This is a genomic window from Agromyces zhanjiangensis (assembly GCF_040496055.1).
Lineage (GTDB): Bacteria > Actinomycetota > Actinomycetes > Actinomycetales > Microbacteriaceae > Agromyces > Agromyces zhanjiangensis.
In genome coordinates, this window is record NZ_JBEPKB010000006.1 from 31,966 (window position 1) to 57,507 (window position 25,542).

Consider the following 25,542-nt stretch of genomic DNA (forward strand, 5'->3'; position numbering starts at 1 on the left):
TCGAGCTCCCGGCCGGGCGCCCCGTGGTCGACACCCGGGGTCAGCGCGGGTCAGCGCCCCGAGATCGCGGTGCGCACCTCGTCGGGGACCGCCGACGTCTCGCCGCCCGCGGTCCGCGGGCCACCGGACCTCGCAGCCACCCCGGCCCATGCCCGGCGCAGCGCCGCCTCGTCGTAGAGTTCGTCGGGCCTGAGGACGAGGTCGTCCTCCACGTAGTAGAAGACGGCGTCGATCTCCTCGGGGCGCAGCCCCGACCAGCGCGCGTACGCGAGTCGGTACAGGGCGAGCTGGGTCTGGCGCAGCTCGAGCTCGCGCGCGTCGCGCGGTGCGGCACCCGTCTTCCAGTCGACGACCTGTGCACGGATGCCGCCGCGCCCGAGCTCCGAGCCGGGCTCGACGTCGTACACCGCGTCGAGCTTGCACACGAACACCTGCTCGTCGAGCGGCAGGTGCAGCTCGAGCTCGACCGCGACCGGTCGGCGGTCGCCCCACTCGGATGCGGCGAACGTGACGCGGAGTCGCTCGAGGCGGGCATCGACCGGATCGACGACGAGCTCGTCGGCCGCCTCATCGTCGAACTCGAAGTCGAGCGCGTCGAGATCGGTCGTCGCACCCCCGGTGCCCGTCGCATCGGTGTCGGCGGCCGCACCCGACGGCCGATCGGCGGCACCCCCGGAGCGCTCCTCGACCCAGGCATGGAAGAGCGTGCCGATGCGCGTGGCGCGGTACGGGCGCTGCGGCATCGGCCTGGCGAGCTCGGCCGCGACCGCGTCGGGGTCGTCGACGTAGTCCTTGAACCGCGAGGCGGGCACGCGGGTCGGCACGCGGGCTCCCCCGCGCGACTCCGTGCGTCGGCGGCGCTCCTCCAGCAGCATCCGCAGTTCGTCGGCGAGCACCGGCCCGATCCCGGAGCCGGTCGGCAGCGCGGCCGCCTCGCGCACGGCGTCGGCGGCGCGCACGACGGCCGGACGTCGGGCCCCCAGCGGATCCAGCGGCCAGCTCACGCGCGCCGCGTCCGCCGCCCGGGGGTTCTCCGACTCCGCCGGGGTCGACGGCAGCGCGTCGGGGTGCACCACGCCGGCCACGACGAGCTCGCGCAGGAACGGACTCGGCGACCGCGGGGCGCGCTGCGTGGCCCACCAGGATCCGGAGAGCAGGAGCTCCGAGCGTGCGCGAGTGAGGCCCACGTAGGCGAGCCGACGCTCCTCCTCGGCATGCCGCTCGCGGTTCTCCTCGGCGTACGCCTTCACCGCCTCGTCGAACTCCACCTGGCTCTGCACGCCGCGCCACATCAGCTGCGGGATCTCGTAGGCGTCGCCCCGGAACTCGTCGGGCAGCGCGCCGAACGAGAGCCAGCCACGGTTGCTCCGCGGCTTCGACGGGAGCTCGTCGTCGACCAGGCGCGGGATCGCCACCACGTCCCACTCGAGCCCCTTCGAGCCGTGGATCGAGAGCACCTGCACCGCTCCCGGCTCGGGCTCGTCCTGGCGGGGGCTCAGCCGGTCGCGTTGCTCGGCCTCGTTCAGCCAGCCGAGGAACGCGCCGAGCGTGGGGTGCTCGGCGGAGTCGACGAAGCTCGAGACCAGGTCGTCGAACGACTCGAGGCTCGCCGAGCCGAGTGGTTGGGCCGGGTTCGCGGCGACCTCGATGTCGAGCAGGAGCTCCTGCTGCACCAGCGTGACGAAGTCGACGAGCCCGAGCCCGGCGCGCCGACGCAGGGCCTGCAGTTGGGAGCCGGCCCGGCGCAGGCGGGTGAGGCCCTCCTCGCTGAGCGCGCCGAGCGCGCGATGGTCGTCGGGCGCGGTGAGCACGAAGTCGAGCGCGTCGACGATCGACGGGGACTCGTCGGGCGCGATCGACCCGCGGATGCCCCGGCGCACCTCGTCGGCGAGGCGACGTGTGGAGAGGTCGCGATCGGCGAGCCACTTCCCGAGCGCGCCGAGCGCGGCGAGGTCGGCCGGGCCGATGCGCCAGCGCGCACCGCCGAGGAGTCGGAGCAGCTCGGACCCCGCGGTCGGGTCGTGCACGACGCGCAGCGCGCACACCAGGTCGGCGATCACGGGCTGGTCGAGCAGCCCCGCGACGCCGAGCACGTGCACCGGGACCCCGCGATCGCGGAGCGCCGACGCGAAGAGGTCGACGTGCGCGAATGTGCGGCAGAGCAGCGCACCGGTCCGTCCGCCCGGTCGCATCCGGGCCGCCAGCCAGTCGGCGACGGCCGCCGCCTCGTCGTCGATGGTCTCGGACCATGAGACGTCGAGCCGGCCTGCGCCGGCGAACGGTGACGGCCGCAGCGGCGCCTTGGGGATCCCGCCGTCGAGCGGTGCGATGAGCGCGTTCGCCGCGTCGAGCACGATCACCGGGTTGCGCCAGCTCGTCGAGAGGTCGTAGGCGACCGCGTCGCCCGATTCGGAGAAGTCGCGGCCGAAGCGTGCGAGGTTCGCGGCGCTGGCCCCGCGCCATCCGTAGATCGACTGGTCGGGGTCGCCCACGGCCATGACGGCGTGATCGCGGAACAGCGTCGAGAGCAGTCGCGTCTGCACGACGCTCGTGTCCTGGTACTCGTCGAGGAGCACGGTCGCGTAGCGTTCGCGGTGCTCGGCCGCGACCTCGGGATGCGCGGTGCAGATCTGGAGTGCGAGCGCGACCTGGTCGGAGAACTCCACGACCCCTCGGCGCTGCTTCTCGGCCGCGTAGGCGTCGGCGAGCTCGAGCAGCGGCGGCAGGGCCTCGACCACGCCGAGCGCCGAGACGAAGCTGTCGAACGGGGTCCGCTTGCGGGGCGCCTCGATCGGCAGGTCGTGCATCGCGAGGAACTCGCGCGCGAACGCCAGCACGTCGCGGCTGTCGGTGACGTTCTCGGCGAGCGCGCGGCTGAGCGAGAGCACGGCGCCCGTCACCCGGTCGAGCGACGCGTCGAGCTCGACCAGTCGCGGGTCGGCCGACGCGGACACGATGCCGCGAGCGAGCTGCCACGCGGCCGCCTCGCCGAGGATCGACGCGTCGGGCTCGCGCCCGATCCGCATCGCGTGCTCGCGGTGGATCGCGCCGGCGAAGGCGTTGTAGGTGAAGACCGCGGCCGACTCGAGCGGATCGAGCCGCACGTCGGCGATGCCCTCGGCCACGAGCTGGCCCACGCGCTCGCGCACGCGCTCGGCGAGCTCGCCCGCCGCCTTCCGGGTGAACGTCAGCCCGAGCACCTCTGGCACGTCGACGGCGCCGTTGGCGAGGAGCCAGACCACGCGGTTCGCCATCGTCTCGGTCTTGCCGCTGCCGGCACCGGCGACGACGATGCTCCGGCCGTGCGGGTCGGCCTCGATGACGGCGCGCTGCTCGGGCGTGGGGGCGTGCAGTCCGAGGCGGGCGGCGATCTCGTCGGCGCCGATCCTGGCGGCGCTCACGCGCACACCGCCGGCACGAGGTGGACCCGGTACTGCCAGTCGCCGAACCGCGAGCCGTGCGCGAACTCGACGGGTGAGTCGAACCGTGCTCCGGCCATGACGCGCGCCACCTCCTCGAGCCGGGCGCGGAACAGCGCCTCGGCGTCGTCGTCGAACGGCTGCTGGGCCCGCTCGGTGTACAGCCGACCGCCGACGGGCCTGGCGACGTAGACGAGCTTGGCACCGCCGAGCCGGCCCCCGTTGGGCAGCGCGCCCGCGCGCGCCGCGAGCTGGTACGCCGCGAGCTGCGGATGATCGGCCGTCTTCGCGGCGGTGGGCGGTGTGCGCCCGGTCTTGAGGTCGACGATCACCGTCGTGCCGTCGGGAGACGCCTCGACGCGGTCGATCGTGCCGGTGATGCGCACCCGCCCGCTCACGAGGGTGAACCGCCCCTCGGCGCCGAGCACCACGACCCCGTCGTCCTCGGCGTTCCGCAGGTAGTCGGCGGCGCCCTCGGTCATCTTCCGCGCACCGCGCCGCTCGCGCTCCGCGACCCAGCCCGCTTCGAAGCGCAGGTCGCGCCAGCGGCGCTCGACCGACGCCCACAGGGTCTCGACGTCGATCTCGCCGGCCTGCTGCGCCGCCTCCTCGACGACCGCGTGCACGATCGTGCCGATCGACGCCGCGAGCCCGGAGGGCGGCTGGGCGACGTGGTCGACGAACCAGCCGAGCGGGCTCTCCTCGACGCGGTCGATCTGCGACGGCGACACGGGGACGAGGGCCTCCGGGTCGCCGTCGAGGTCGACGAGCGGCGCGGTGGTCGTGGGTTCGGCCATCCCGTACCACTCGTCGGGATGCGCGCCGGGCACGCCCTGCTCGGCGAGCAGTGCGATCGCCGCCGCGGCCTCCCGGTCGCCCGCGCCCGCGTCACGTCGAAGGGCGCCCACCATGCCGCGCAGGTGGAGCGGACGCCTGCGGCGCGCGGGGAGCCGGGTGGGCGCCAGTCCCATGAGCACGGAGGGCTGCTCGTCGTCGTTCGCCGTGCATGACAACACGACCTGGCGCGCCGCTCGCGACACGGCGAGGGCGAACAGGCGCAGTTCGTCGGCGCGGACCCCGGCGCGGACGGATGCCGCAGTCTCCTCCTCGCGGACCGGATCGCCCGCACGGGCCGCCGCGACCGCGCGCGGGAGCGCCGCGGCGTGCAGCAGGGTGCCCCGTGGCCGGAGGTTCGGCCAGACGCCCTCCTGGAGGCCGGCCACCACCACCACGTCGAACTCGCGGCCGATGAGCGCGGGCGGGGTCGCCAGCACGACGGACTCGGCCCCGCGCTCGGGGGCGAGCGAATCCTCGGGCAGGGCGTTCTGGAGCACCTCGTCGACGAATCGGCGGGCGGGCGCGCCCGGCTCGCGCTCGACGAACCGCCTGGCCGCGGCGAAGAGCGCGACGACGGCGTCGAGCGACCGGTTCGCCTCGTCGGCGAGCACGCCCGACCCGGCGGCCTGCGCCGCCCACTCGGCCTCGAGCCCGCTGTCGTGCCAGAGCAGCCAGAGGAGTTCCTCGACCGTCGCTCCGCGGGCGGCCGAGCGCCGCGCCGAATCGAGCAGTCGCGCGAGGCGCGACGCTCTCCGGCCCGACGGGGCGTCGATCGTCGCGAACCCGCCGGGGGCGCCCAGCGCCTCGACGAGCAGTTCGTCGGCGCTCCGCACGCCGCCCGCGGCCAGCTCTTCGTGGCGGAGGGCGAGGCGCAGCCGGCGCAGGCCGACGCGGTCGAGACGGCCGAGCGGACCCGTCAGCAGCGCCGTCGCAGCCTCGGGGTCGAGCGACACCAGGTCGAGGACGACGGCGGCCGCCGCGATGAGCGCGGCGGAGCCCGGAGCCTCGCGCAGCGCTGTGCGGCCGACGCCGCCGGACACCGGGACCTCGGCCGCCGCCAACGCGCGGGCGAGCGCCGACAGCTCGGAACCGGACCGCGCCACGATCGCCATCGACGACCACGGGATGCCGTCGAGCAGGTGGCGCTCGCGCAGCAGTCCCGCGACCTGCGCGCCCTCCGCCCCGGGCGACGACGCCTCGATGCCGAGGACCGCGTCGAGCGGGTCGTCGTCTCGCTCGCCTGCGATCGCGGCGGCACGGTGGAGCCCGCCGAGCGCCGTGCCGACGTGCGCGGTGACCTGCCCGAGCAGCTCGCGGTGCGCCGGTCGGCCCCGGTGCACGAGCGGCAGCTCGATGCGCCGCACCTCGGCGCCCCCGAGCACCCGGCCGAGGGAGCCGAGGAGGTCGGCACGGCCGCCGCGGAACCCGTTGCTCGCGACATCCGGATCGCCTAGGGCGACGACCTCGACGCCGCGCGCGGCGAACGCGCCGAGCAGCGCGGCGGTGGCCTCGGTCGCCTCCTGCGCGTCGTCGACCACGAGCAGTCGCAGACCGGCGAGCCCGCCGAGCGCGCGCTCGTCATCGGGGTCGTGGACGCTGCGCCGCACGATCGACGCCGCGAACGCCCCGAGCTCCGCCGAGTCGAACTGGGTCGGGCGCAGCTGCTCCTTCACCTCGGCGTACTCGGCGAGGAACGCCGCGGCCGCACTCCACTCCGGTCGAGACGCCGCGCCGCCCAGTCGGGCGAGGTCGGCCGGGCCGACGCCCTGCTCGACCGCGCGCATCATCAGGTCGCGGAGCTCGGAACGGAATCCTCGCAGTTCCCGGACGTCGGGCGCGAGCGCCTCGGGCCACTCCGGCCCGTCGCCGTCGATCGCCTGCGCCTCGAGCAGCTCGCCGATCACCTGGTCGTGCTCGGCGCCGGTGAGCAGGGTGACCGAACGCCCGGTGCGCGCGCGCACGAGGTCGTAGGCGACTGCGCTCGCGGTGCGCGCGAGCGCGCCGCGCGTGGTGCGGTCGAGCCGCAGCGCGATGGCGTCGCGCATCGCCGCCGCGGTGCGGCGGGTCGCGGACAGCACGAGCACCTCGGTCGGGTCGAGGCCGAGCTCGACGCGGTGCGCGACGAGCTCGACGGCGAGGCGGGTCTTGCCCGACCCCGGGGCCCCGAAGACCGCCGCGTGGCCGCCCGTCGCGAGCGTGGGCACGAGGTCGACGACGGCGGGCGCGGTGGTCGCTTCGTGCGGCATGCGGCCCACGGTATCCGTGTCCGCCGACAGTGAACGCGACGGGGCGCGACGCCCGCGTGTCGTAGGGTGCTGTCAACGACAGAAAGGCGCACAGTGGACCTTCGTATCGGCATCCAGAACTCCCCCCGCGAGCTCGGCTTCGAGACCTCGCTGACGGCGGCGGAGGTCGAGCAGGCCGTCTCGGCGGCGCTCAGCGGGCAGTCGCCCGTGCTGCGCCTGACCGACGCGAAGGGCGCGGTGTACGTGGTGCCCGCGGCGGCCCTCGCGTACGTCGAGATCGGCACCGAGGAGTCGCGCAAGATCGGCTTCGTCGGCTGATGGAGCTCCTCTTCGTCACCCTCGGCGGTGCGATCCTCGGCCTCGCCGCGCACTTCGTGCTGCCTCGTCGCGAGTTCCGCGGCGTCGTGCTCGTCCCGGCCGTCGGCGCGGGCGTCGCCGCGGTCGTGTGGGTCGCGCTGACCTGGCTCGGCATGCCGTGGGACGGCGGATGGATCTGGGTCGCCTCGCTCGTGGCATCCGCCGCGGCCGCGGCCGGATCCGGCCACCTCCTCGCACGTCGCCGGCAGGAGGACGACGCGCGGACGTTCGCGCACCTCGCCCGCTTCGGCCTCGCCCGCGGCTGAGCGCGCACCCGAGCACGCGCAGCGGAGCGGCCCCGACCTGACCGCGCCGCGGCCGACCGGCCGGACGCCGCTCAGGCCGTGAGCCCGAGTGCGTCCATCCGTCGCGTGTGGGAGGCGATGAGCTCGGTGAAGACCGGCTCCACGTCTGGGCCGTGTTCGCCCGACCCGGCCGCACGCACCGCGGAGCGGGCGATGAGCAGCGTGTCGCCGACGAGGCTCCGCCCCCACAGGGCCAGCCGGTCGTCGAGCGTCGGGTCCGTCGCGATCGCGCGCTCGAGCTCGCGCTCGATCACCTCGGCGGAACGCGACTCGCCGAGGATCGCGCGCACGCGGGTCCGGAGCTCGTGCGGCAGCCCGTCGGCCAGGCGGATGAAGTAGTCGTCGAGCATGCCCGACGTGATGTGGATGCCGAGCAGCAGCTCGTACCAGTCGGCGCCCGAGGTGACCTGGCGGAACCGGTCCGCGGCGGGCGCGAACGGGGCCATGACCTCGGCGGGCTCGGCGTCGAGCCGCCGCAGCTCGGCGATCAGCTCGTGGTGCTTGCGCAGGGCGACGCCCGCCGCCGCGCTCAGCCCCTCCTTCGACGCCAGGTCGGGGGCCGTGGCGACGGCCTTCGCGAGGCTCTCGAAGAACTCCAGCTGGATGTACGCGGCCTGTCCGAGGAACGGGACGGGCTCGGGCGTGAATTCGGTGAAGTCGATGCGGGTGAGGTCGGTCGGCGCAACCCTCGGCCGCAGCCTCGGGGTCTCCGGACGGGGACGGCGCGACATCGACCAATTGACCACGAGCACAGCATATCCGGGGCCTCGCAGCCCGCTCGGATAGGCTTGGACCCGCCGCGGGCGATGGAACCGCGGCCGTGCGCCTGTCGATCGGAACAGGGCGCACCCGTTTTCCGCATCACGGACAGGCAGACACTTGACCACCTTCACCGAACTCGGCATCGCGCCCGACATCGTCGAGGCCCTCGCCGGGAAGGGCATCTCCGATGCCTTCCCCATCCAGGAGCAGACCATCCCCCTCGCCCTCACCGGGCAGGACATCATCGGCCAGGCCAAGACCGGCACCGGCAAGACCTTCGGCTTCGGCCTCCCGCTCATCCAGCGACTCGGCGACGACCCCGAGCCCGGCGTCAAGGCCCTCGTCGTCGTCCCCACGCGCGAACTGTGCGTGCAGGTGACCGAGGACCTCGAGCTCGCGACGTCCAATCGCCCCACGAAGATCGTCTCGATCTACGGCGGCAAGGCGTACGAGGGGCAGATCGAGCAGCTGAAGGCCGGGGCCCAGATCGTCGTCGGCACGCCCGGGCGCCTGCTCGACCTCGCGTCCCAGCGCCTGCTGTCGCTGAAGAACGTCACCGAGATGGTGCTCGACGAGGCCGACAAGATGCTCGACCTCGGCTTCCTCGCCGACATCGAGAAGCTCTTCGCGCAGACCCCGCCGACCCGGCACACCATGCTCTTCTCGGCGACCATGCCCGGCCCGATCGTCGCGCTCGCGCGCCGGTTCATGTCGCGCCCGATCCACATCCGCGCGAACGACCCCGACGAGGGACTCACGCAGGCGAACATCAAGCACCTCATCTACCGGGCGCACTCGCTCGACAAGGACGAGGTCATCTCGCGCATCCTGCAGGCCGACGGCCGCGGCAAGACGGTGATCTTCACGCGCACCAAGCGCGCCGCCGCCAAGCTCGTGGAGGAGCTCAACGACCGCGGCTTCAACGCCGCAGCGGTGCACGGCGACCTGAACCAGGACCAGCGCGAGCGTGCGATGGCCGCGTTCAAGGCCGGCAAGAAGGACGTCCTGATCGCCACGGACGTCGCGGCGCGCGGCATCGACGTCGACGACGTGACGCACGTCATCAACCACACCATCCCCGACGACGAGAAGACGTACCTGCACCGCGCAGGCCGCACCGGCCGCGCGGGCAAGACCGGCATCGCCGTGACCTTCGTCGACTGGGACGACCTGCACAAGTGGGCGCTCATCAACCGCGCGCTCGAGTTCGGCCAGCCCGAGCCCACGGAGACGTACTCGTCGAGCCCGCACCTCTACACCGACCTCGACATCCCCGAGGGCACCAAGGGCCGCCTGAAGCCCGCGGCGCCGGCCGCGGCGCCGTCGCGGTCGAGCACCGCCGGCCGGCGCGAGGGCGACGGGCGGGCGGATGGCTCGGGCGAGCGCAGCTCGCGCTCCCGTCGCCGCACGCGGTCGGGCCGCCCGGTCGGCGAGGGCGCGTCCGCCACGACGACCGGCGCCGAGGCCGGCGAGTCCCAGGAGAAGGAGCCTGGCGCCGGCACGCACGACGGCAAGGGCAAGGAGCACCACGACGGCAACGCCGCCCCGCGCCGTCGCCGCCGTCGCCGCGGCGGCCGTTCGGGCGGCAGCGCCGCCGGCGCGCCGTCGACGGCGCCCACGGCCTGACGCACCGGCCGAACGACACGTCGGAACGGGCCGGATGCCTCGCCACGAGGCATCCGGCCCGTCCTCATGCCAGGGAGCGCCTCGGGCCGGCGGAGGTCAGGGCAGGACGGGCGAGCTCCCGCGTCCCTCGGCGAGGATCCGCGCGACGACCTCTGGCGCGGTCGTGTACTCGCCGAGCCGATTGACCTTGCCGCGACCGTGGTAGTCGCTCGAGCCCGTGATCGCGAGCCCATGGCGGCGCGCGAGCTCGCGCAAGCGCGGCCTCGCGGCATCCGTGTTCTCGGGATGGTCGACCTCGAGGCCGAACAGGCCGGCGTCCGTGAAGCGGCCGAGCCGGCGATCGGGGACCACGTCCTCGGCGCCGCGCGTGCCCGGGTGCGCGAGCACGGGGACGCCGCCCGCGGCCCGGATCAGGCGGATGCCCGTGAGCGGGTCGGGCGCGTAGTGCGGCTGCGCGTACCCCGACCGCCAGTGCAGGATGCCCGCGAAGGCGTCGGAGCGGGTCGACGCATGACCGCGCGCGACGAGCGCGTCGGCGATGTGCGGTCGTCCGATGGTGGCGCCGGCGCTGGTCTGGGCGAGCACGTCGTCCCAGGTGAGGTCGTAGTCGGCGGAGATCCGGCGCACGATCGCCTCGGCGCGCGTGAGGCGGGAGTCGCGGATCCGCGCCATCTCGGCCAGGAGCGGCTCGTCGGCGGGGTCGATGAGGTAGCCGAGCACGTGCACGCTCGTGAACTGCTCGCGCGTCGAGAGCTCGATGCCGGGGATGAGGGCGATGCCGTGGCGGCGCGCGGCCTCGGATGCCTCGGCCCAGCCGGCGGTCGAATCGTGGTCGGTGATCGCGAGCGCGCCGAGGCCGGCAGCGGACGCCGCCGCGACGAGCTCCGCCGGCGCATCCGTGCCGTCGGAGACCGTGGTGTGCGCGTGCAGGTCCGCTGCGACGGCGAACGGGGCGTCGGCCATGCCCTTATCGTAGGCGCGCGGAGTCAGCCGGTTCCCCGCGGACTCCCAGCCGACGCCCTGTGGATGCTCCGCCCTGCGCGTGCGCACTCGCCTACGCTGTGGTGAATGCTTCCCCGCGTCCTCGGCTGGGCCATCGTGCTCGGCACCACGGCACTCGCCGCGGCGCTGCTCTGGCCGCAGGCGTTCGGGCTGCAGAACCAGTGGATCGCCGCGCACGTCGTGGCGCTCCGCGGGGTCGCCGCCCTCGGCGCCGGGCTCCTCGCCGCCGTGCTCGCGATCGCGCTGGCCCTCGGCCCCGGCCGCCGCCTGATCGGAGCCGTGACCGCGATCCTCGTCGTCTTCGCGCTCGGCAACCTCGGCATCCTCGCGGTGCGCGGGTTCGGCGGCGGCGACGCGGTCGCGACCGACGGTGCGGTCACGGTGCTGTCGTGGAACACGCTCGGCGAGGTCCCCGACGCGTCGACGATCGCCGGACTCGCGCTCGAGCAGGAGGCCGACGTGGTCGTCCTGCCCGAGACCACCGCGTCGCTCGGCGAGGAGGTCGCGATCGCGATGCGCGAGGGCGGGCGGCCGATGTGGGTGCACACGCAGTCCTTCGACGAGGTCGCCAAGGCGCGCTCGACGACGATCCTCATCTCCCCCGAGCTCGGCGAGTACGACGTGGTGAACGACCCGTGGCCGGGACCGCCGGGGAACACCAACACGCTGCCGTCGGTCGTCGCCGAGCCGGCGAACGGCGACGGCCCGCGCATCGTCGCCGTGCACGCGGTCGCACCGATCCGCTGGGAGCTCCGCAACTGGCGCAGCGACCTCGACTGGCTGGCCGAGCAGTGCTCGGGCGACGACGTCATCATGGCGGGCGACTTCAACGCCACGGTCGACCACTTCGCGGGTCGCGGCGTCGACGGCGGCGACCTCGGGCGGTGCGCGGATGCCGCGATGGCGGGCGGCGCGGGCGGCATCGGCACCTGGCCGACCAGTCTCCCGGAACTGCTCGGCAGCCCGATCGACCACGTGCTCGCGACGCCCGGCTGGTCGGTCGACGCCTTCCGCGTGCTCGATGCGCTCGACGGCGCGGGCAGCGACCATCGACCGATCGTCGCGACCCTCTCCCGGGCCGCCGGCTGATCCTCCGTCGACGCCGCGGGCTGATCCCCGGGCGGCCCCGGTGGCGACGGGGCGGTGCGAGAATGGAGACCATGACGAACACCGGCGACGCGACCGCGACGGCCCACGAGGCCCCCACCGACGAGACCACCGCTGAGGAGACCGGCCGGAACGCGAACCGTTCGACCACGCCGGAGTCCGAGGGCTTCAAGGCCTTCATCGGCGGAGGCTGGGCCGAGCGCGACGAACGCCTGCCCGAGGCGCGCCCGCAGGCCGTGCACGCGGCCGCCCGCCGCGAGAAGGTCTCCGCAGAGTTCCCCGGCCAGCGGATCGTGATCCCCGCGGGTGACATGAAGCAGCGCGCGAACGACACCGACTACCCGTTCCGCGCGCACTCCGCGTTCGCGCACCTGACCGGCTGGGGCTCCGACTCCGAGCCGGGCGCCGTGCTCGTCCTGGAGCCGACCGGCGACGCCGGCCACGAGGCCACCGTCTACTTCCGCGAGCGCGCCGGCCGCGACAGCGAGGAGTTCTACGCGAACCCGGCGATCGGCGAGTTCTGGATCGGGCCGCGCCCGTCACTCGACCACGTCGCCGCCGACCTGCAGCTGGCCACGCGCGGCATCGCCGACTTCGACGCGGTCGTGAACTCGGTCGACACGGCGACGCTCGTGGTCCGCGAGGCCGACGCCGCGATCACCGAGCGCATCGACCACGCCCGCCTTCGCTTCGCCGCCGAGGAGGCGCTGTCGACGAACGCGTCCGACGCGCCCTTCAGCCTCGAGGTGAACGCCGAGCACGAACCCGATGCCGAGCTCGCGCGGGTGCTCTCCGAACTGCGCCTCGTGAAGGACGGGTTCGAGGTCGCCGAGCTCCGTGCCGCGGTCGACGCGACGGAGCGGGGCTTCACCGAGGTGCTCGCCGAGCTGCCGCGCATCACGAGCGAGGTGCGCGGCGAGCGCGTCATCGAGGGCGTCTTCGCCACGCGGGCCCGCCTCGACGGCAACGACGTCGGCTACGCCTCGATCGCCGCCGCCGGCCCGCACGCGACGATCCTGCACTGGACGCGCAACGACGGCCCGGTGGTCCCCGGCGACCTGGTCCTGCTCGACGCCGGCGTCGAGATGGACAGCTACTACACCGCCGATATCACCCGCACGTTCCCGGTCAACGGCACGTTCTCACCGGTGCAGCGGAAGGTCTACGAGGCCGTGCTCGAGGCGGCGGATGCCGCGTTCCGCATCGTGCGCCCGGGCGCCGTCTTCCGCGAGATCCACGCGGCCGCGATGGAGGTCATCGCGAAGCGGACCGCCGAGTGGGGCTTCCTCCCGGTCCCCGCCGAGGAATCCATGCAGCCCGAGAACCAGTTCCACCGCCGGTACATGGTGCACGGCACGAGCCACCACCTCGGCCTCGACGTGCACGACTGCGCGCAGGCGCGCCGATCGATGTACATGGACGGCGTGCTCGAGGCGGGCATGGTCTTCACGATCGAGCCGGGCCTCTACTTCCAGGCCGACGACCTCTCCGTCCCCGAGGAGTTCCGCGGCATCGGCGTGCGCATCGAGGACGACATCCTCGTGACCGCCGACGGTGCCGAGAACCTCTCGGCGGGCATCCCCCGCACGGCCGACGAGGTCGAGGCCTGGGTGCGCGGCGCGCAGTCCTGAGGCTCCGCCGACCTCGTCTCGCTGAGTGCGGCACGTCGCGCCGAGTGGTATCGATGCCACGGCATCGCTCGGCGCGTTCGGCCTCACTCGGCGACGGCTCGCGCGGTGCGCGCCGCGCGGCGCGCCTTCCACCAGGCCCAGAACCGGTCGAGCATCCGCTTGACCCAGGCCGCGAGGCGGCGCGCCCAGGCGAACTCGGTGCCGAGGATCGCGAGCCCGAGGAAGACGACGAGCCAGCCGGGCCCGGGGAGCGGCACGAGCGCGAGGCCGGCGACCGCGATCACGCCGCCGAGGACGCCCACGCCGGTCCGGTAGGCGAACCGCAGGCGGGGGTGCCGGTCGATCCAGCCGCGGATGCCGCGGAGCCACCGCCGCACCGGGCGGTCGGGCCGCTCGGCGGCGACGATCTCGGCGCGCACGGTGCGCTCGAGCGGCGTCGGACCGGGCTCGGGACGTGGTGCGTCGGGCATGGTGGTCACGCTAGGCGCGCTCGCTGGGAGTCGCCGGTGCGACCGCGGCACGGCCGTCGGCGGAGCCGGCCCGGGGCTGAGCGGACCCGTGCTACTCCTCGCCGCGCTCGCGGGCGGCGCGGCGCGCGGCATCCTGCGCCTCGCCGTAGGTGAGCGGACGCGACGGGTCGATCTCGCGCGTCTCGGGCTCGGGCGCGGCCTCGCCGTGGGTCGGCGCGGCCTCCGCCGGGCCATCCGCCTCGGGCTCGGGCGACGGGGCGGCCGGCGGGCGGGCGACCGTCGTCGCGACCGGGGCGGGCGGCGCTGCGGCATCCGTCACGCCCAGCACCTGACGTGCGCGCACGACGTGCGCGGGCTCCGCGATGATCGCGTAGCGCGTGGCGAGCACCTGCATGACCGACGTGAAGTCGCGCCGGCGGCGGTTGATCGAGTACGAGACGAGGCTGAAGATCATGCCGAAGCCGGCCCCGATGAGGACCGCCGCGCCGAGGATGCCGAGCGAGGTGCCGGACGGCGAGAAGATGAAGAACAGCAGGCCGAGGAACGTGCCGAACCAGGCCCCGGAGAGCGCGCCGGCGGCGGCCGTGCGGCCCCAGCTCAGCGTGCCGGTGATCCGCTCGACGCTCGTCAGGTCGTGCCCGACGATGGAGAGCTCCTTGACCGGGAACTCGGCCTTCGCGAGCTGGTCGACGGCGGCCTGCGCCTCCTGGTAGGTCTCGTAGCTCGCGACCGTCTCGCCCTTCGGCAGGGTCGGGAAGGCGCGGCCGATGCGACCGCCGAACGGTGACTGGGTGCTCACGCTGCCATTCTTCCACGCGGCTCCGTCGCCCGGTCCGAACCCGGGTGCGCGGGGTAAGTTGGGAGGCGTGAGCGCCACGAGAGTCTTCGTCGCCCGACTCGCCGGGTGCGCCGTGTTCGACCCCGCGGGCGACCGCGTCGGGAAGGTGCGCGACGTGCTCGTCGTGTACCGCAAGGACGACCCGCCGCGCGTCGTCGGACTCATCGTCGAGATCCCCGGCAAACGGCGGGTGTTCGTCTCGATCGGGCGCGTCACCTCGATCGGCGGCGGCCAGATCATCACGACCGGGCTCATCAACCTGCGTCGCTTCGAGCAGCGCGGCGGCGAGGTCCGCGTGATCGCCGAGATGCTCGGCCGCAAGGTCGCGTTCAACGACGGCTCCGGCACGGCGAGCATCGAGGACGTCGCGATCGAGGAGCGCGAGCCAGGCGAGTGGGAGGTCGACCAGCTCTTCGTGCGACGCCCGAAGACCAGCGCGTCGCCGTTCGCGAAGGGGCCGTCGGCCTACGTCACGTGGCGCGAGGTGCGCGAGACGACCGAGGCCGGCGAGGCGCAGTCGGCCGAGCAGCTGATCGCCACCTACTCCGAGCTGAAGCCCGCCGACCTCGCCAACACCCTGCTCGACCTGCCGCCGCAGCGTCGGCAGGAGGTCGCGGCCGAGCTGCCGGACGACCGCCTGGCCGACGTGCTGGAGGAGATGCCCGAGATCGACCAGGTCGAGATCCTCGCCAAGCTCGGCGACGACCGCGCGGCCGACGTGCTCGACCACATGTCGCCCGACGACGCCGCCGACCTCATCGCCCAGCTGCCCGAGGAGCGCGGCGAACACCTCCTCGAGCTCATGGAGCCCGAGGAGGCGGAGGACGTCCGCTTCCTGCTCTCCTACGGCCCCGACACCGCGGGCGGACTCATGACGACCGAGCCGATCATCGTGTCGGCCGATGCCACGGTGGCCGAGGGCCTCGCCCTCATCCGCCGCCACGACCTGCCGCCCGCGCTCGGGGCCGCGGTCTGCGTCACGCTCCCCCCGTACGAACCGCCGACGGGCCGCTTCCTCGGCATCGTGCACTTCCAGCGGATGCTGCGCTACCCGCCGCACGAGCGGCTCGGCTCGCTCATCGACCAGGGCCTCGAGCCCGTGAAGGCCGAGACGTCGGCCGCCGAGGTGAGCCGCATCCTCGCGAGCTACGATCTCGTCTCGGTGCCCGTGGTCGACGAGAAGCACCGCCTGGTGGGCGTCGTCACGATCGACGACGTGCTCGACTACCTGCTCCCGGACGACTGGAGGAGTCACCCCGAGGACGAGTCGGAGGTGAGCAGACGCGCGACGGCCCGCGCACAGCTGGCCACCGGCAGCATCCCGATCGCACCCGGAAGGAGGGCAGGAGATGGCACGCGCTGACGCCGCCGACGACCGTCGGTTCGACACCCCGAAGGGCATCCGCCGACCCGCGCCGCCCCTGCGCCGTTCCGGCGATCGGGACCGCTTCGGCCGGTTCACCGAATGGGTCGCACGCAACATGGGCACCCCGTGGTTCCTGCTCGGCCTCACGCTCTTCGTCGCGTTCTGGATCCTGTGGAACACGCTCGCCCCGCCCGCCTGGCGGTTCGACTCGGTCGAACTCGGCTTCATCGCGCTCACGCTCGTGCTCTCGCTGCAGGCCTCGTACGCCGCGCCCCTGATCCTGCTGGCGCAGAACCGCCAGGACGACCGCGACCGGGTCCAGATCGAGCAGGACCGCCAGCGCGCCGAGCGCAACCTCGCCGACACCGAGTACCTCGCCCGCGAGGTCGTGGCGCTCCGGCTCGCCGTGCGCGACCTCGCCTCGAAGGAGTTCATCCGGCAGGAGCTGCGGCAGGCGCTCGAGGAGCTCGACAAGCGCGACGAGGAGGACGCCACGCATGCCCCGTCCTGATGCCGGCGAGGTCGAGCGGGCCGTCCGCGCCGCGCTCGAGGGCGTCATCGACCCGGAGATCCGGCGTCCGATCACCGAACTCGACATGGTCGAGCGGGTGACCGCGACCGACGTCGGCGTCGAGGTCGGCGTGCGCCTGACGATCGTCGGGTGCCCGGCGTCCGACCGCATCGAGCGCGACGTGCGCGACGCGGCCGAGCAGGTCGTGGGCGCGGGCAACGCCGTCGTCGAGCTCGGCGTCATGACGCCCGAGCAGCGGTCCGCGCTCACCGAGCGCCTCCGCGGCGGTCGCGCCGCGCGCGGCAACCCGTTCGGCCCGGGCACGCTGACGCGCGTCGTCGCCGTCACGAGCGGCAAGGGCGGCGTCGGCAAGTCGACGCTGACGGCGAACCTGGCGGTCGCGCTCGCGGCGCGAGGGCTCTCGGTGGGCCTCGTCGACGCCGACGTGCACGGCTTCTCGATCCCGGGACTCCTGGGACTGGTCGACGAGCACGGCACGGCCGCGCGCCCGACGCGCGTCGACGACATGATCCTGCCGCCCGTCGCGTTCGGCGTGAAGGTCATCTCGATCGGCATGTTCGTCGAGCCCACGGAACCCGGCGGCCGCGGATCGTCGGTCGCCGTCGCGTGGCGCGGGCCGATGCTGCACCGCACGCTCCAGCAGTTCCTCACCGACGTGTACTTCGGCGACCTCGACGTGCTGCTCGTCGACCTCCCGCCGGGCACGGGCGACGTCGCGATCTCGCTCGGCCAGTTGCTGCCGAACGCCGAGGTCGTCGTCGTGACGACTCCGCAGCCGGCCGCGGCCGACGTCGCCGAGCGGTCGGGCCTGGTGGCGCGGCAGACCGGGCAGCGCGTGGTCGGCGTGATCGAGAACATGGCGGGCTTCGCGCAGCCCGACGGTTCGCTCCTCGACCTGTTCGGCTCGGGCGGCGGCGACGAGGTCGCGCGCCGTCTCTCCGAGGGCGTGGACGAACCCGTCCCGCTCGTGGCCGCGGTGCCGCTCAGCGTCGCGCTCCGGCGCGGCGGCGACGAGGGTCGCCCCGTGGTCCTCGCCGAGCCCGACGACCCCGCCGCCCGGGCGATCGAGCAGGCGGCGGCCTTCCTCGCCGGGCGGCCGCGTTCGCTCGCCGGCCGTCGGCTCGACGTCTCGGCGCGGTGAGCCGGATGCCGCCTGCCGCCCGCTCCCCCGTGGGACTCGCGCGCGGCATGGCCGCCGGCCTCGCGGTCGGGGCGCTCGCCGTCGCGGCCCTGGCCGCGTGCGCGACGGGCGATGAACCAGGTGCCGGGTCCGACGCCGGCCTGCCCGACGGGCTCGCGGTCGCGGTCCAGCAGGGGCGGCTCGACGTGCCGCAGGGCCGGCTCGTCCTGCACTTCGAGAACGCGGGCGACCCCGTCACGGTCTCGTCGGTCGCCGTCCGCTCCCCCGCCCTCGAACCGGGCATGGACCGCGACGAGCCGTTCACCCTCGACCGGGGCGACGCCATCGACATCCGGCTCGACCTGACCGGCAGCGTGTGCGACGGCGACCCCGCGGCGATCGGCATCGACGTGCGGCTCACGACCGACGACGGCGGCGAGCGCGACGGCACCCTCCAGCCCGAGGACCCGTTCGGCACGATGGCGCGCATCGCCGACGCCGACTGCCTCGCCGAGTCGGTCGCCGGCGTCGCGGCGATCGAACTCCCCGAGCGGCTGCGCACGACGGGCACGGGCGGCGGGCAGCGCGCGTGGATCGACGTGCGGGTCGTGCCCGTGGCGTCCGGCGACGGCACCCTCGTGATCGACGGCGTCTCCGCGACGACGCTCATCGGCAACGAGGAGGGCCAGGACTGGCCCCTGCGCATCGAGGTCGCCGCCGGCGACGAGCCGGTCGACGTGGCGCTCGCCGTCCGGCCCGCGCGTTGCGATGCGCACGCCCTCGCGGACGACAAGCGCGGCACGATCCTGCCGTTCACCCTCGCGACCGGAGACGGACGCGAGGGTCGCCTGGAGATCGCCTCGGATGCCGCCCTCAAGGCCGACCTCTACGCCTACTACGCCGAGCGCTGCGGCCTCTAGCACCGGAGGAACGGCCAGTACGCTGGGCGAATGCGGACACCGGCCCAATGGCTGCGCGGGGTGCGTCACCCCGAAGCGTTCCACGGTCACGGGGTGCGGCGCGGCTTCTTCGAGGGCTGGTACGTCAAGCTCGTCTCGCCCGACCGGACTCATCGCTGGGCGGTCATCCCCGGCGTGTTCCGCGGGATCGGCGGTGCCGACGGGGGCGACCGCGACGAGGCCTTCGTGCAGGTCCTCGACGGGCTCACCGGGCGGTCGTGGTACCACCGGTTCCCGGTCGAGGCGTTCTCCGCATCGGCGCACGGGTTCGACGTCGAGGTCGGCGCGAACCGGTTCGACGCGCGCGGCATCACGCTCGACCTCCCGCAGTTGCGCGGGCGCCTCGAGCACGCCGAGCCGCTCCGGCCGTGGCCGGTGACCCTCCGCGAGCCGGGCATCATGGGCTGGTACGGGCTCGTGCCGTTCATGGAGTGCTTCCACGGCGTCGTCTCGTTCGGCCACGGCCTCCGGGGCGCGCTCGAGGTCGAGGGCGTCCCCGTGTCCTTCGACGGCGGCCGCGGCTACATCGAGAAGGACTGGGGCCGGGCGTTCCCGTCAGGCTACGTCTGGATGGCGAGCAACCACGTCGACCACGACGGCGGCGAGCATCCGGATGCCTCGCTCATCGCGTCCGTCGCGATCATCCCCTGGCTGGGCGGGAGCTTCCGGGGCTCGATCGTGGGCCTCCGGCACGGCGGGCGCCTGCACCGGTGGACGACGTACAACCGCTCGGAGGAGCGACGACTCGAGATCGACGACACCCACGTCCGATGGACGCTCGCCGGACCCGACGGCGTGATCGACCTCGAGGCCGAGCGCGTGCGCGGCGGCCTGCTGCACGCCCCGTTGCGGACCGCGATGCACCAGCGCGTCGAGGAGACGCTCGACGCGCGCATCACCCTCCGCCATGTCGCGCACGACGGGACGACGCTGCTCGAGGGCGTCGCCGAGTGCGCCGGCCTCGAGGTGTTCGGCGACACCGACCGGATGCTCGCGCTCTGACCGGCGGGGTCCGGCGGCGTCACCGCGGCGAGAGTCGGGGCGACTTCAGCCAGCGCAACGGCACCGGTCGCTCGTCCACGCGCTTCGCGCGGTGCGCCATGGCGATGCGACCGTCGCGGTCGACGACGAGCGAGGTGGGCATCGCCGTCGTCTCGCTCGTGCCGCCGAGGAACGGCCTGGTGAACCACGGCCGGCCGCGCGTGTCGTGGGCGCCCACGGCGTCGAGGGTGGCGGCGTCCAGTCCGCACAGGATGGTGATCCGCTCGCCGACCAGTTCCTGCAGCGGAGCCGCCTCGTCGGCGCCGTCGACGGACGCGGCGTAGACCGTCAGGCCCGCCGCCGACAGCTCGTCGTACGCGTCGAGCAGGTCGTGCATCTGCATCCTGCTCGTGGGGCACCACCAGCCGCGGTAGAAGACGAGCAGCGCCGGAGCGGTGGCGACGATCGCGCGATCGTCGACGGTCCGGCCGTCCACGGTGGTCAGGCTGACGGCGGAAGCGGGTCGCCGCTGCGAACGGCGAGTCGGCGCGAGCCCGGGATGCGGTTCTCGACGGTCGTGAGCACGAACCATCCGAGGGCGAACACGATCGCGATGATCGCGACGACCGCCGGGCCGCCGAGCATCCAGCCCGCGATGGCCACCAGGGCACCGGTGGCGACGAGCACGTGGACCACCCAGAACCGGTAGGTGAACCAGTCGAAGAACATGTAGGGCACGAAGAAGGCCACGATGGTCCCGACCACGACGGCGACGCCGAGGATGACGAGGATGAGGCCGAGGTTCACGATCGGATTCCACCTGCTCCGGCGGCGGCGGACGTTCCGGCGTCCGCCCCCGTGACGCCGAGGCTTCCACCACCGTGACGCCGCGTCAAGTGCCCGCCGCCTCACAGGACGGCGCCCGGCCGGGCACCTGCGGTCAGTCGCGCGGTTCGACGACGCGGGCGAGCAGTTCCACGAGGAGCCGCTCGGTGAGCGGACCGGGGAGCGCCTCGACGAGCGCGAGCACGGGCGCCATCCGCTCGGGCAGCGCCCCGCCCGCCCCGTCGGTGCCGAGGAGCCCGACGGCGCCGAGGAGTCCGGCTGCGCCGTCCGAGTCGAGCCCGGCGGATGCCGCGGCGAGCGCCTCCGCGCCGCCAGGCAGCTGCCCGGCGAGCCCGGCGACGAGCGCCCCGCCGTCGACGGCGGGCATGCCCCGCACAGCGTCGGCCGCGGCCGCGAGCGCCGGCACGAGGTCGCCGACGACGTGGTCGGTGACCGGCGTGACCGTGAGGTGCGTCGTGTGCGGCAGCACCGTGCCGTCGGATTGGACCATCCCGGGTTGCAGCTGCAGGTGCCATCCGGCGCCGCGCGCGGCATCCGCCCAGTGGTGCGGATCGACCCGGCGCTCGGCGGGAACCGCCTCGTCGGCGCGGACCGCGAACAGCGGACCGACGGGGTCGCCGACCACGGCGAGGCCCTCGATGCCGTCGATCGCCTCCCGGAGGGTCGCGGTCGCCGTCGTCGCCCGCGCGGTGAGCTCGGCGAACCCGGACTCGCCGAGCACCTGCACGATCGCCCAGGCCGCGGCGAGCGGTCCGGCCGGCTTCGAGCCCGCCATGGTCGGGTTCACCACCGGGTAGCCGGGCCAGGCGGTCGTCGCGAAGTACTGCCGGCGCTGGCGGTCGCGCCCGCGCTGGAGGAGCACCGACACGCCCTTCGGCGCGTAGCCGTACTTGTGCAGGTCGGCGGAGAGGCTCGTCACCCCCGGCACGCGGAGGTCCCAATCGGGCAGCCCCTCCTGGAAGGCCAGCGCGAAGCCGCCGATGCAGGCGTCCACGTGCAGCGCGATCCCGCGTTCGGAGGTCGCCGCGGCGACCTCGCCGACCGGGTCGAGCGTCGCGAACGGGTAGGAGGGCGCGCTCATCACGACGAGGGCCACGTCGGCGTCGAGTCGGGCGGTCAGGTCTGCGACCGCCGGTGCGCCCGTCTCCGTGGAGACTGGCACGAGGTCGAGCGCGAGCCCGAAGTAGTGGGCGGCCTTGTGGAACGCGGCGTGCACCGTCGTCGGGGCGACGAGGCGCGGCGTCCGGTCGTCGCCGGGGTGCGCTGCCCGCCAGGCCTCGCGCGCCGTCTTCACGGCGAGCAGGCAGCTCTCGGTGCCGCCCGAGGTCACCGAGCCGACCACCTCGGCACCCGGCGCGGCCGCACCCGCCCCGGCCGGATCGCCGTGGAAGACGCGCCGCGCGAAGCCCACGACCGCGGCCTCCATCGCGGCGACCGAGGTGAACGTGGTCGGGTCGAGGCCGTTCACGGGCTGCACGAGCCGGGCCGCGCGCGCGGCGAGCTCGTCGAGCTCGGCGAGGCCCGAGTCGTAGACGTAGGAGAGCACGCGACCGCCGTGGGTCGGCGCGTCGCCGTCCCGGAGCGCGGCGAGCTCGGCGAGCACGTCGTCGGGCTCGCGTTCGAAGGCGTTCATCGGGCGATCTCCTCGGTCGGGGCGGTGGCGTCGATGTCCGCGCGCCGCAGCGGGTAGCGCAGGAGCGGGACGATGCTGACGAGCACGAGCAGGGCGGGGAGCACGCTGAAGCTGAGCGCGATGCCGGCGACCGCGGCGTCGGGCTGCGCGACGACGGCCGAGCCGACGGACTCGAGGTAGCCGGTCGCCGCGAGCACGATCGTGAGCAGTGTGGCGCCGAGCGCCATCCCGGTGGTCTCGCCGGCGGTCCACACGCCGCCGAAGGTGCCCGCGCGCCCCGGGCCGTTCGCGCGAGCGTCGTGGGCGACGACGTCGGGGAGCATCGCCATCGGCAGCGACTGCATGCCGGCGTAAGCGGCACCCGCGATCGCGACGGGAGCGTACACCCAGGCGCCCGGCGCCCACAGCATGCCGACGAGGGCGGCGGACGCCACGGCGAACAACGCGCTCGCGAACACGTACGACCGCTCCTTCCCGATCCGGCGGGCGAGGCGGCCCCACAGCGGCGCGCACAGGATGGCGGGGCCGATCAGGGCGACGAAGAGGAAGGTCAGCGCGTCTTCGGAGTGGAGGACCCACACGGCGACGTAGTTCGCACCCGCGAGCATGGCACCGGTCGCGAGCCCCTGGAGGAGGAAGCCGGCGAGCAGCAGCCGGAAGGGTCGGCTGCGACGCAGGGCGTCGAGGCCCTCGGCGTAGCCGGCGGCGAGGCTCCGACGCTCGCGCTGCTCGACGACCATGCCGGTCGGCGCCGTGGTCGTGGCCACGAGCATGCCGATGCCGATGACGAGGCCGGCCACGACGGCCATCACGAGGTAGCCGAGCGCCTCGTCGTCGCCGCCCGCCCTCCGGAGGAGGGGCCCGCCTGCGCCGAAGAGGAGGATCGCGAGGCTCAGCACGACGACGCGCCAGGTGAGCAGGCGCGTGCGCGAGTCGTAGTCGTCGGTGAGCTCGGCGGGCAGCGCGATGTACGGCACCTGGAACAGGCTGAACGCGGTCGCGGTGGCGAGGAAGGCGACCATGACCCACGCGCCCGCGACGACCGGGCCGAGCCCTGCGGGCGCGGCGAACGTGATGACGAACGCCACCGGAAGGGTCAGCGCGCCGATCCGCATCCAGGTGCGGCGCGTGCCGGACACGGCGAGGGCGTGGTCGCTCCGATCGCCGATCCACGGGTCGATGAGCACGTCCCACACCTTGGCTGCCGTCACGACGAGCCCGGCGAGCAGCGCGGTGACGCCGAGCGTGTCGGTGAGGTAGAAGACGAGCACCAGTCCCGGCAGCGTGGCGAAGCCGCCGGTGCCGATCGAACCGATGGCGTATCGGGCCACGATGCCGCGTGAGACCCGCCGTTCGGGGGAAGCCATGCGGGGAAGCATACCCATTCGGCCGGGCCGATCCGGACACGGTCCCCCGGTCGCCGCACGCCTAGACTGGCCGGGTGCCCGATGCCGCCACCCGAACCCCGGCCGTGACCCCGAACCCCGCGCGCGATTCCCTCGTCGCCGACCTCGTCGCCACGAGCGGTCGCACCGCCGCGATCCCGACTCCCACGACCGGCGACACCCTCGTCGAGCTCCCGCGCTCGAGTGCCGACGACGTCCGCGGCGCCGTCTCGCGTGCGCGACTGGCGCAGGTCGCGTGGGCCCGGGCCGGCTTCGCCGCGCGCCGCCGGATCCTGCTCCGCGCGTACGACCTCGTCCTCGCCCGCCGAGAGGAGCTGCTCGACCTGACCCAGCTCGAGAGCGGCAAGACGCGCGGCCAGGCGTTCGAGGAGGTCTTCCAGGCGCTCTCCGTGACCCGGTGGAACGCGCTCAAGGCGCGCAGCGTGCTGCGCGGCGGCCGCCGCCGCGCCGGCATCCCCGTCGCACTCTCGACGCGCGTCCGCTACCGCTCGAAGGGCGTCGTCGGCGTCATCACGCCCTGGAACTACGCGATCAGCCTCGCCGCGATGGACGTGATCCCCGCGCTCGCCGCCGGCTGCGCGGTCGTGCAGAAGGCCGACGACCAGGGCACGCTCTCGGTGCTGGCGCTGCGCCGCGCGTTCATCGACGCCGGGCTGCCCGAGTCGGCCTGGGCGGTCGTCTCGGGCGACGCGGCCGAGGTCGGCGAGGCGCTCACCGACGAGGTCGACTACATCTGCTTCACGGGCTCGACGGCGACCGGCCGCCGCATCGGCGAGAAGGCCGGTCGACGACTCATCGGCGCCTCCCTCGAGCTCGGCGGGAAGAACGCGCTCATCGTTCTCGACGACGTCGACGTCGAGCAGGCGGCGGCGGATGCGGCGCACGCGTGCTTCTCGTCGATGGGCCAGCTGTGCGTCTCGGTCGAGCGGATCTACGTGCACCGCCGCGTGGCGGACGCGTTCACCGCGGCGCTCGCCGCGCGACTGGCGGACCCGCGGATCGGCTCGGGCCTCGACCACGACGCCGACTACGGCAGCCTCGCGACGGCGGCGCAGCTCGAGCGGATCCGCGGCCACCTCGACGACGCGCTCGCGAAGGGCGCCCGCGTACTGGTCGGCGGCGACCCGCGACCCGATGTCGGGCCGTGGGCGTTCGAGCCCACCGTCCTGACCGACGTCGCACCGGGCATGCGCGTGCTCGACGAGGAGACGTTCGGCGCGATCGCCTCGCTCCAGGTCGTCGACGACGAGCTCGAGGCGGTCTTCGCCGCGAACGCCTCGGAGTACGGCCTCAACGCGTCGGTGCTCTCCGGATCCACCCGGCGCGCGCTCCGCCTCGCCGACCAGCTCGACGCCGGCAGCGTCAACGTCAACGAGGGCTACCGGGGCAGCTTCGGCTCGGTCGATGCGCCCATGGGCGGCGTGAAGGCATCCGGCGTCGGCCGCCGCAACGGACGCGAGGGCCTGCTGCGCTTCGTCGATCCGGTGACGGTCTCGGTGAACACGCGGATCATCCCGCTGCCGCACACCGGACGCGACTACGCCCGGCTCAGCGGCCCCCTGGTGCTGCTCGCACGGGTGCTGCGCGCCATCCGCCGCGCCTAGTCCGCCGCTCCGGAGCGGCGGAACCGGACCCGAGCAGGCGTCCGCTCGCGCCCGTTCGGGCTCAGGTCGCCTCGGAGTCGAACGGCGCCGACTCGCCGGCGGCGATCGCGTCGAGCTTGCGCTTGCGCTGGAGGTAGGCGGAGTTCTCGTTGACCGCCGCTCGCGCGACGACGGGCTTCGCGGGCTCGGCGAACGGGTCGACCTCGCTCAGCGCCTCGCGGACGATGCGTCGCGGGTCGTACTGGCGCGGGTCGAGCTTGCGCCAGTCGACGTCGTCGAAGTCGGGGCCCATCTCCTCGCGCACGCGGTCCTTCGCGCCGTTCGCCATGTCGCGCAGGGATCGCACGAACCGGCCGAGCTGCGCCGCGTAGTGCGGGAGCCGCTCCGGACCGAGCACGAAGACGGCGATCACCCCGATGATGAGGAGTTTGTCGAAGGTGAGGCCGCCCATGCGCTCAAGGATAGTCGGCGGCGAGGCGTGCGATCGACCGTTGT

The 25,542-nt window shown here is 74.2% G+C and carries 22 protein-coding genes; 11 read left to right on the top strand and 11 right to left on the bottom strand.

The annotated features are described in order from the left end of the window. Positions 1-50 precede the first annotated feature (50 nt). Positions 51-3,401, bottom strand: coding sequence for an ATP-dependent helicase (locus tag ABME02_RS12295; protein WP_353815633.1), 3,351 nt, complete (start codon positions 3,399-3,401; stop codon positions 51-53). Then, positions 3,398-6,502: a PD-(D/E)XK nuclease family protein gene (locus ABME02_RS12300; RefSeq protein ID WP_353815634.1), complete on the bottom strand. Its 3,105-nt coding sequence runs from the start codon at positions 6,500-6,502 to the stop codon at positions 3,398-3,400. Before ABME02_RS12300 ends, ABME02_RS12295 begins: the two co-directional genes overlap by 4 nt. A 93-nt stretch (positions 6,503-6,595) precedes the next feature. On the opposite strand from ABME02_RS12300, the gene ABME02_RS12305 reads away from it, so the two are divergent. Beyond that, on the top strand, positions 6,596-6,820 hold the full coding sequence (locus ABME02_RS12305) for a DUF3107 domain-containing protein (RefSeq protein WP_129235487.1): 225 nt from the start codon (positions 6,596-6,598) through the stop codon (positions 6,818-6,820). Then, on the top strand, positions 6,820-7,125 hold the full coding sequence (locus ABME02_RS12310; protein WP_353815635.1) for a hypothetical protein: 306 nt from the start codon (positions 6,820-6,822) through the stop codon (positions 7,123-7,125). Before ABME02_RS12305 ends, ABME02_RS12310 begins: the two co-directional genes overlap by 1 nt. Positions 7,126-7,196: 71 nt before the next feature. Here ABME02_RS12310 and ABME02_RS12315 read toward each other — a convergent pair whose 3' ends face one another. Then, complete coding sequence (locus ABME02_RS12315) at positions 7,197-7,910, bottom strand: ferritin-like fold-containing protein (protein WP_353815636.1); 714 nt, start codon at positions 7,908-7,910, stop codon at positions 7,197-7,199. A 133-nt stretch (positions 7,911-8,043) separates the two neighbouring features. Here ABME02_RS12315 and ABME02_RS12320 point away from each other — a divergent pair, with 133 nt between their 5' ends. Then, a complete protein-coding gene (locus tag ABME02_RS12320) occupies positions 8,044-9,552 on the top strand; it encodes a DEAD/DEAH box helicase (RefSeq protein WP_353815637.1) in 1,509 nt (502 codons plus the stop codon). Between the two features lie 96 nt (positions 9,553-9,648). Here ABME02_RS12320 and ABME02_RS12325 read toward each other — a convergent pair whose 3' ends face one another. Further along, positions 9,649-10,515, bottom strand: coding sequence for a PHP domain-containing protein (locus ABME02_RS12325; protein ID WP_353815638.1), 867 nt, complete (start codon positions 10,513-10,515; stop codon positions 9,649-9,651). Positions 10,516-10,620: 105 nt separating this feature from the next. Here ABME02_RS12325 and ABME02_RS12330 point away from each other — a divergent pair, with 105 nt between their 5' ends. Both ABME02_RS12330 and ABME02_RS12335 read left to right on the top strand, forming a co-directional pair. Next, positions 10,621-11,643, top strand: a complete 1,023-nt coding sequence (locus ABME02_RS12330) for an endonuclease/exonuclease/phosphatase family protein (RefSeq protein WP_353815639.1) — start codon at positions 10,621-10,623, stop codon at positions 11,641-11,643. Positions 11,644-11,714: 71 nt separating this feature from the next. Continuing rightward, positions 11,715-13,292 (top strand): aminopeptidase P family protein, encoded by a 1,578-nt coding sequence (locus ABME02_RS12335; RefSeq protein ID WP_353815640.1) that lies wholly within the window; start codon positions 11,715-11,717, stop codon positions 13,290-13,292. Positions 13,293-13,375: 83 nt separating this feature from the next. On the opposite strand, the gene ABME02_RS12340 is transcribed toward ABME02_RS12335, so the two are convergent. Together ABME02_RS12340 and ABME02_RS12345 are read right to left on the bottom strand one after the other, a co-directional pair. Beyond that, on the bottom strand, positions 13,376-13,762 hold the full coding sequence (locus tag ABME02_RS12340) for a TIGR02611 family protein (RefSeq protein ID WP_353815641.1): 387 nt from the start codon (positions 13,760-13,762) through the stop codon (positions 13,376-13,378). Between the two features lie 91 nt (positions 13,763-13,853). Then, entirely contained in the window at positions 13,854-14,561 is a 708-nt protein-coding gene (locus ABME02_RS12345; protein ID WP_353815642.1) for a YflT domain-containing protein, read from the bottom strand. A gap of 67 nt (positions 14,562-14,628) precedes the next feature. Here ABME02_RS12345 and ABME02_RS12350 point away from each other — a divergent pair, with 67 nt between their 5' ends. Genes ABME02_RS12350 through ABME02_RS12370 form a run of 5 tightly spaced genes read left to right on the top strand, consistent with a single transcriptional unit; the run spans position 14,629 to position 19,579 of the window. Further along, complete coding sequence (locus tag ABME02_RS12350) at positions 14,629-15,963, top strand: magnesium transporter MgtE N-terminal domain-containing protein (RefSeq protein ID WP_129235701.1); 1,335 nt, start codon at positions 14,629-14,631, stop codon at positions 15,961-15,963. Continuing rightward, a complete protein-coding gene (locus ABME02_RS12355) occupies positions 15,950-16,477 on the top strand; it encodes a DUF1003 domain-containing protein (protein ID WP_353815643.1) in 528 nt (175 codons plus the stop codon). The genes ABME02_RS12350 and ABME02_RS12355 overlap by 14 nt, the downstream gene beginning before the upstream one ends. Further along, positions 16,464-17,639 carry an Mrp/NBP35 family ATP-binding protein gene (locus ABME02_RS12360; protein WP_353815644.1) on the top strand — a complete coding sequence of 392 codons (1,176 nt, stop codon included), beginning with the start codon at positions 16,464-16,466 and terminating at the stop codon, positions 17,637-17,639. The genes ABME02_RS12355 and ABME02_RS12360 overlap by 14 nt, the downstream gene beginning before the upstream one ends. A 5-nt stretch (positions 17,640-17,644) precedes the next feature. Further along, positions 17,645-18,538 carry a hypothetical protein gene (locus ABME02_RS12365; protein ID WP_353815645.1) on the top strand — a complete coding sequence of 298 codons (894 nt, stop codon included), beginning with the start codon at positions 17,645-17,647 and terminating at the stop codon, positions 18,536-18,538. A 30-nt stretch (positions 18,539-18,568) separates the two neighbouring features. Beyond that, positions 18,569-19,579, top strand: a complete 1,011-nt coding sequence (locus tag ABME02_RS12370; protein WP_353815646.1) for a tocopherol cyclase family protein — start codon at positions 18,569-18,571, stop codon at positions 19,577-19,579. A 19-nt stretch (positions 19,580-19,598) separates the two neighbouring features. On the opposite strand, the gene ABME02_RS12375 is transcribed toward ABME02_RS12370, so the two are convergent. From ABME02_RS12375 to ABME02_RS12390, 4 genes are all read right to left on the bottom strand, one after another. Continuing rightward, positions 19,599-20,054, bottom strand: a complete 456-nt coding sequence (locus tag ABME02_RS12375; RefSeq protein ID WP_353815647.1) for a redoxin domain-containing protein — start codon at positions 20,052-20,054, stop codon at positions 19,599-19,601. A gap of 5 nt (positions 20,055-20,059) precedes the next feature. Then, a complete protein-coding gene (locus tag ABME02_RS12380) occupies positions 20,060-20,365 on the bottom strand; it encodes a hypothetical protein (RefSeq protein WP_353815648.1) in 306 nt (101 codons plus the stop codon). Positions 20,366-20,498: 133 nt separating this feature from the next. After that, positions 20,499-22,037: a pyridoxal phosphate-dependent decarboxylase family protein gene (locus ABME02_RS12385; protein ID WP_353815649.1), complete on the bottom strand. Its 1,539-nt coding sequence runs from the start codon at positions 22,035-22,037 to the stop codon at positions 20,499-20,501. Further along, on the bottom strand, positions 22,034-23,404 hold the full coding sequence (locus ABME02_RS12390) for an MFS transporter (RefSeq protein WP_353815650.1): 1,371 nt from the start codon (positions 23,402-23,404) through the stop codon (positions 22,034-22,036). Before ABME02_RS12390 ends, ABME02_RS12385 begins: the two co-directional genes overlap by 4 nt. Before the next feature lie 74 nt (positions 23,405-23,478). On the opposite strand from ABME02_RS12390, the gene ABME02_RS12395 reads away from it, so the two are divergent. Beyond that, positions 23,479-25,047 (top strand): succinic semialdehyde dehydrogenase, encoded by a 1,569-nt coding sequence (locus ABME02_RS12395; RefSeq protein ID WP_353815651.1) that lies wholly within the window; start codon positions 23,479-23,481, stop codon positions 25,045-25,047. Positions 25,048-25,108: 61 nt separating this feature from the next. Here the strand turns inward: ABME02_RS12395 and ABME02_RS12400 are convergent, their stop codons facing one another. Then, positions 25,109-25,498, bottom strand: a complete 390-nt coding sequence (locus tag ABME02_RS12400) for a twin-arginine translocase TatA/TatE family subunit (RefSeq protein ID WP_353815652.1) — start codon at positions 25,496-25,498, stop codon at positions 25,109-25,111. Between the last annotated feature and the right edge of the window lie 44 nt (positions 25,499-25,542).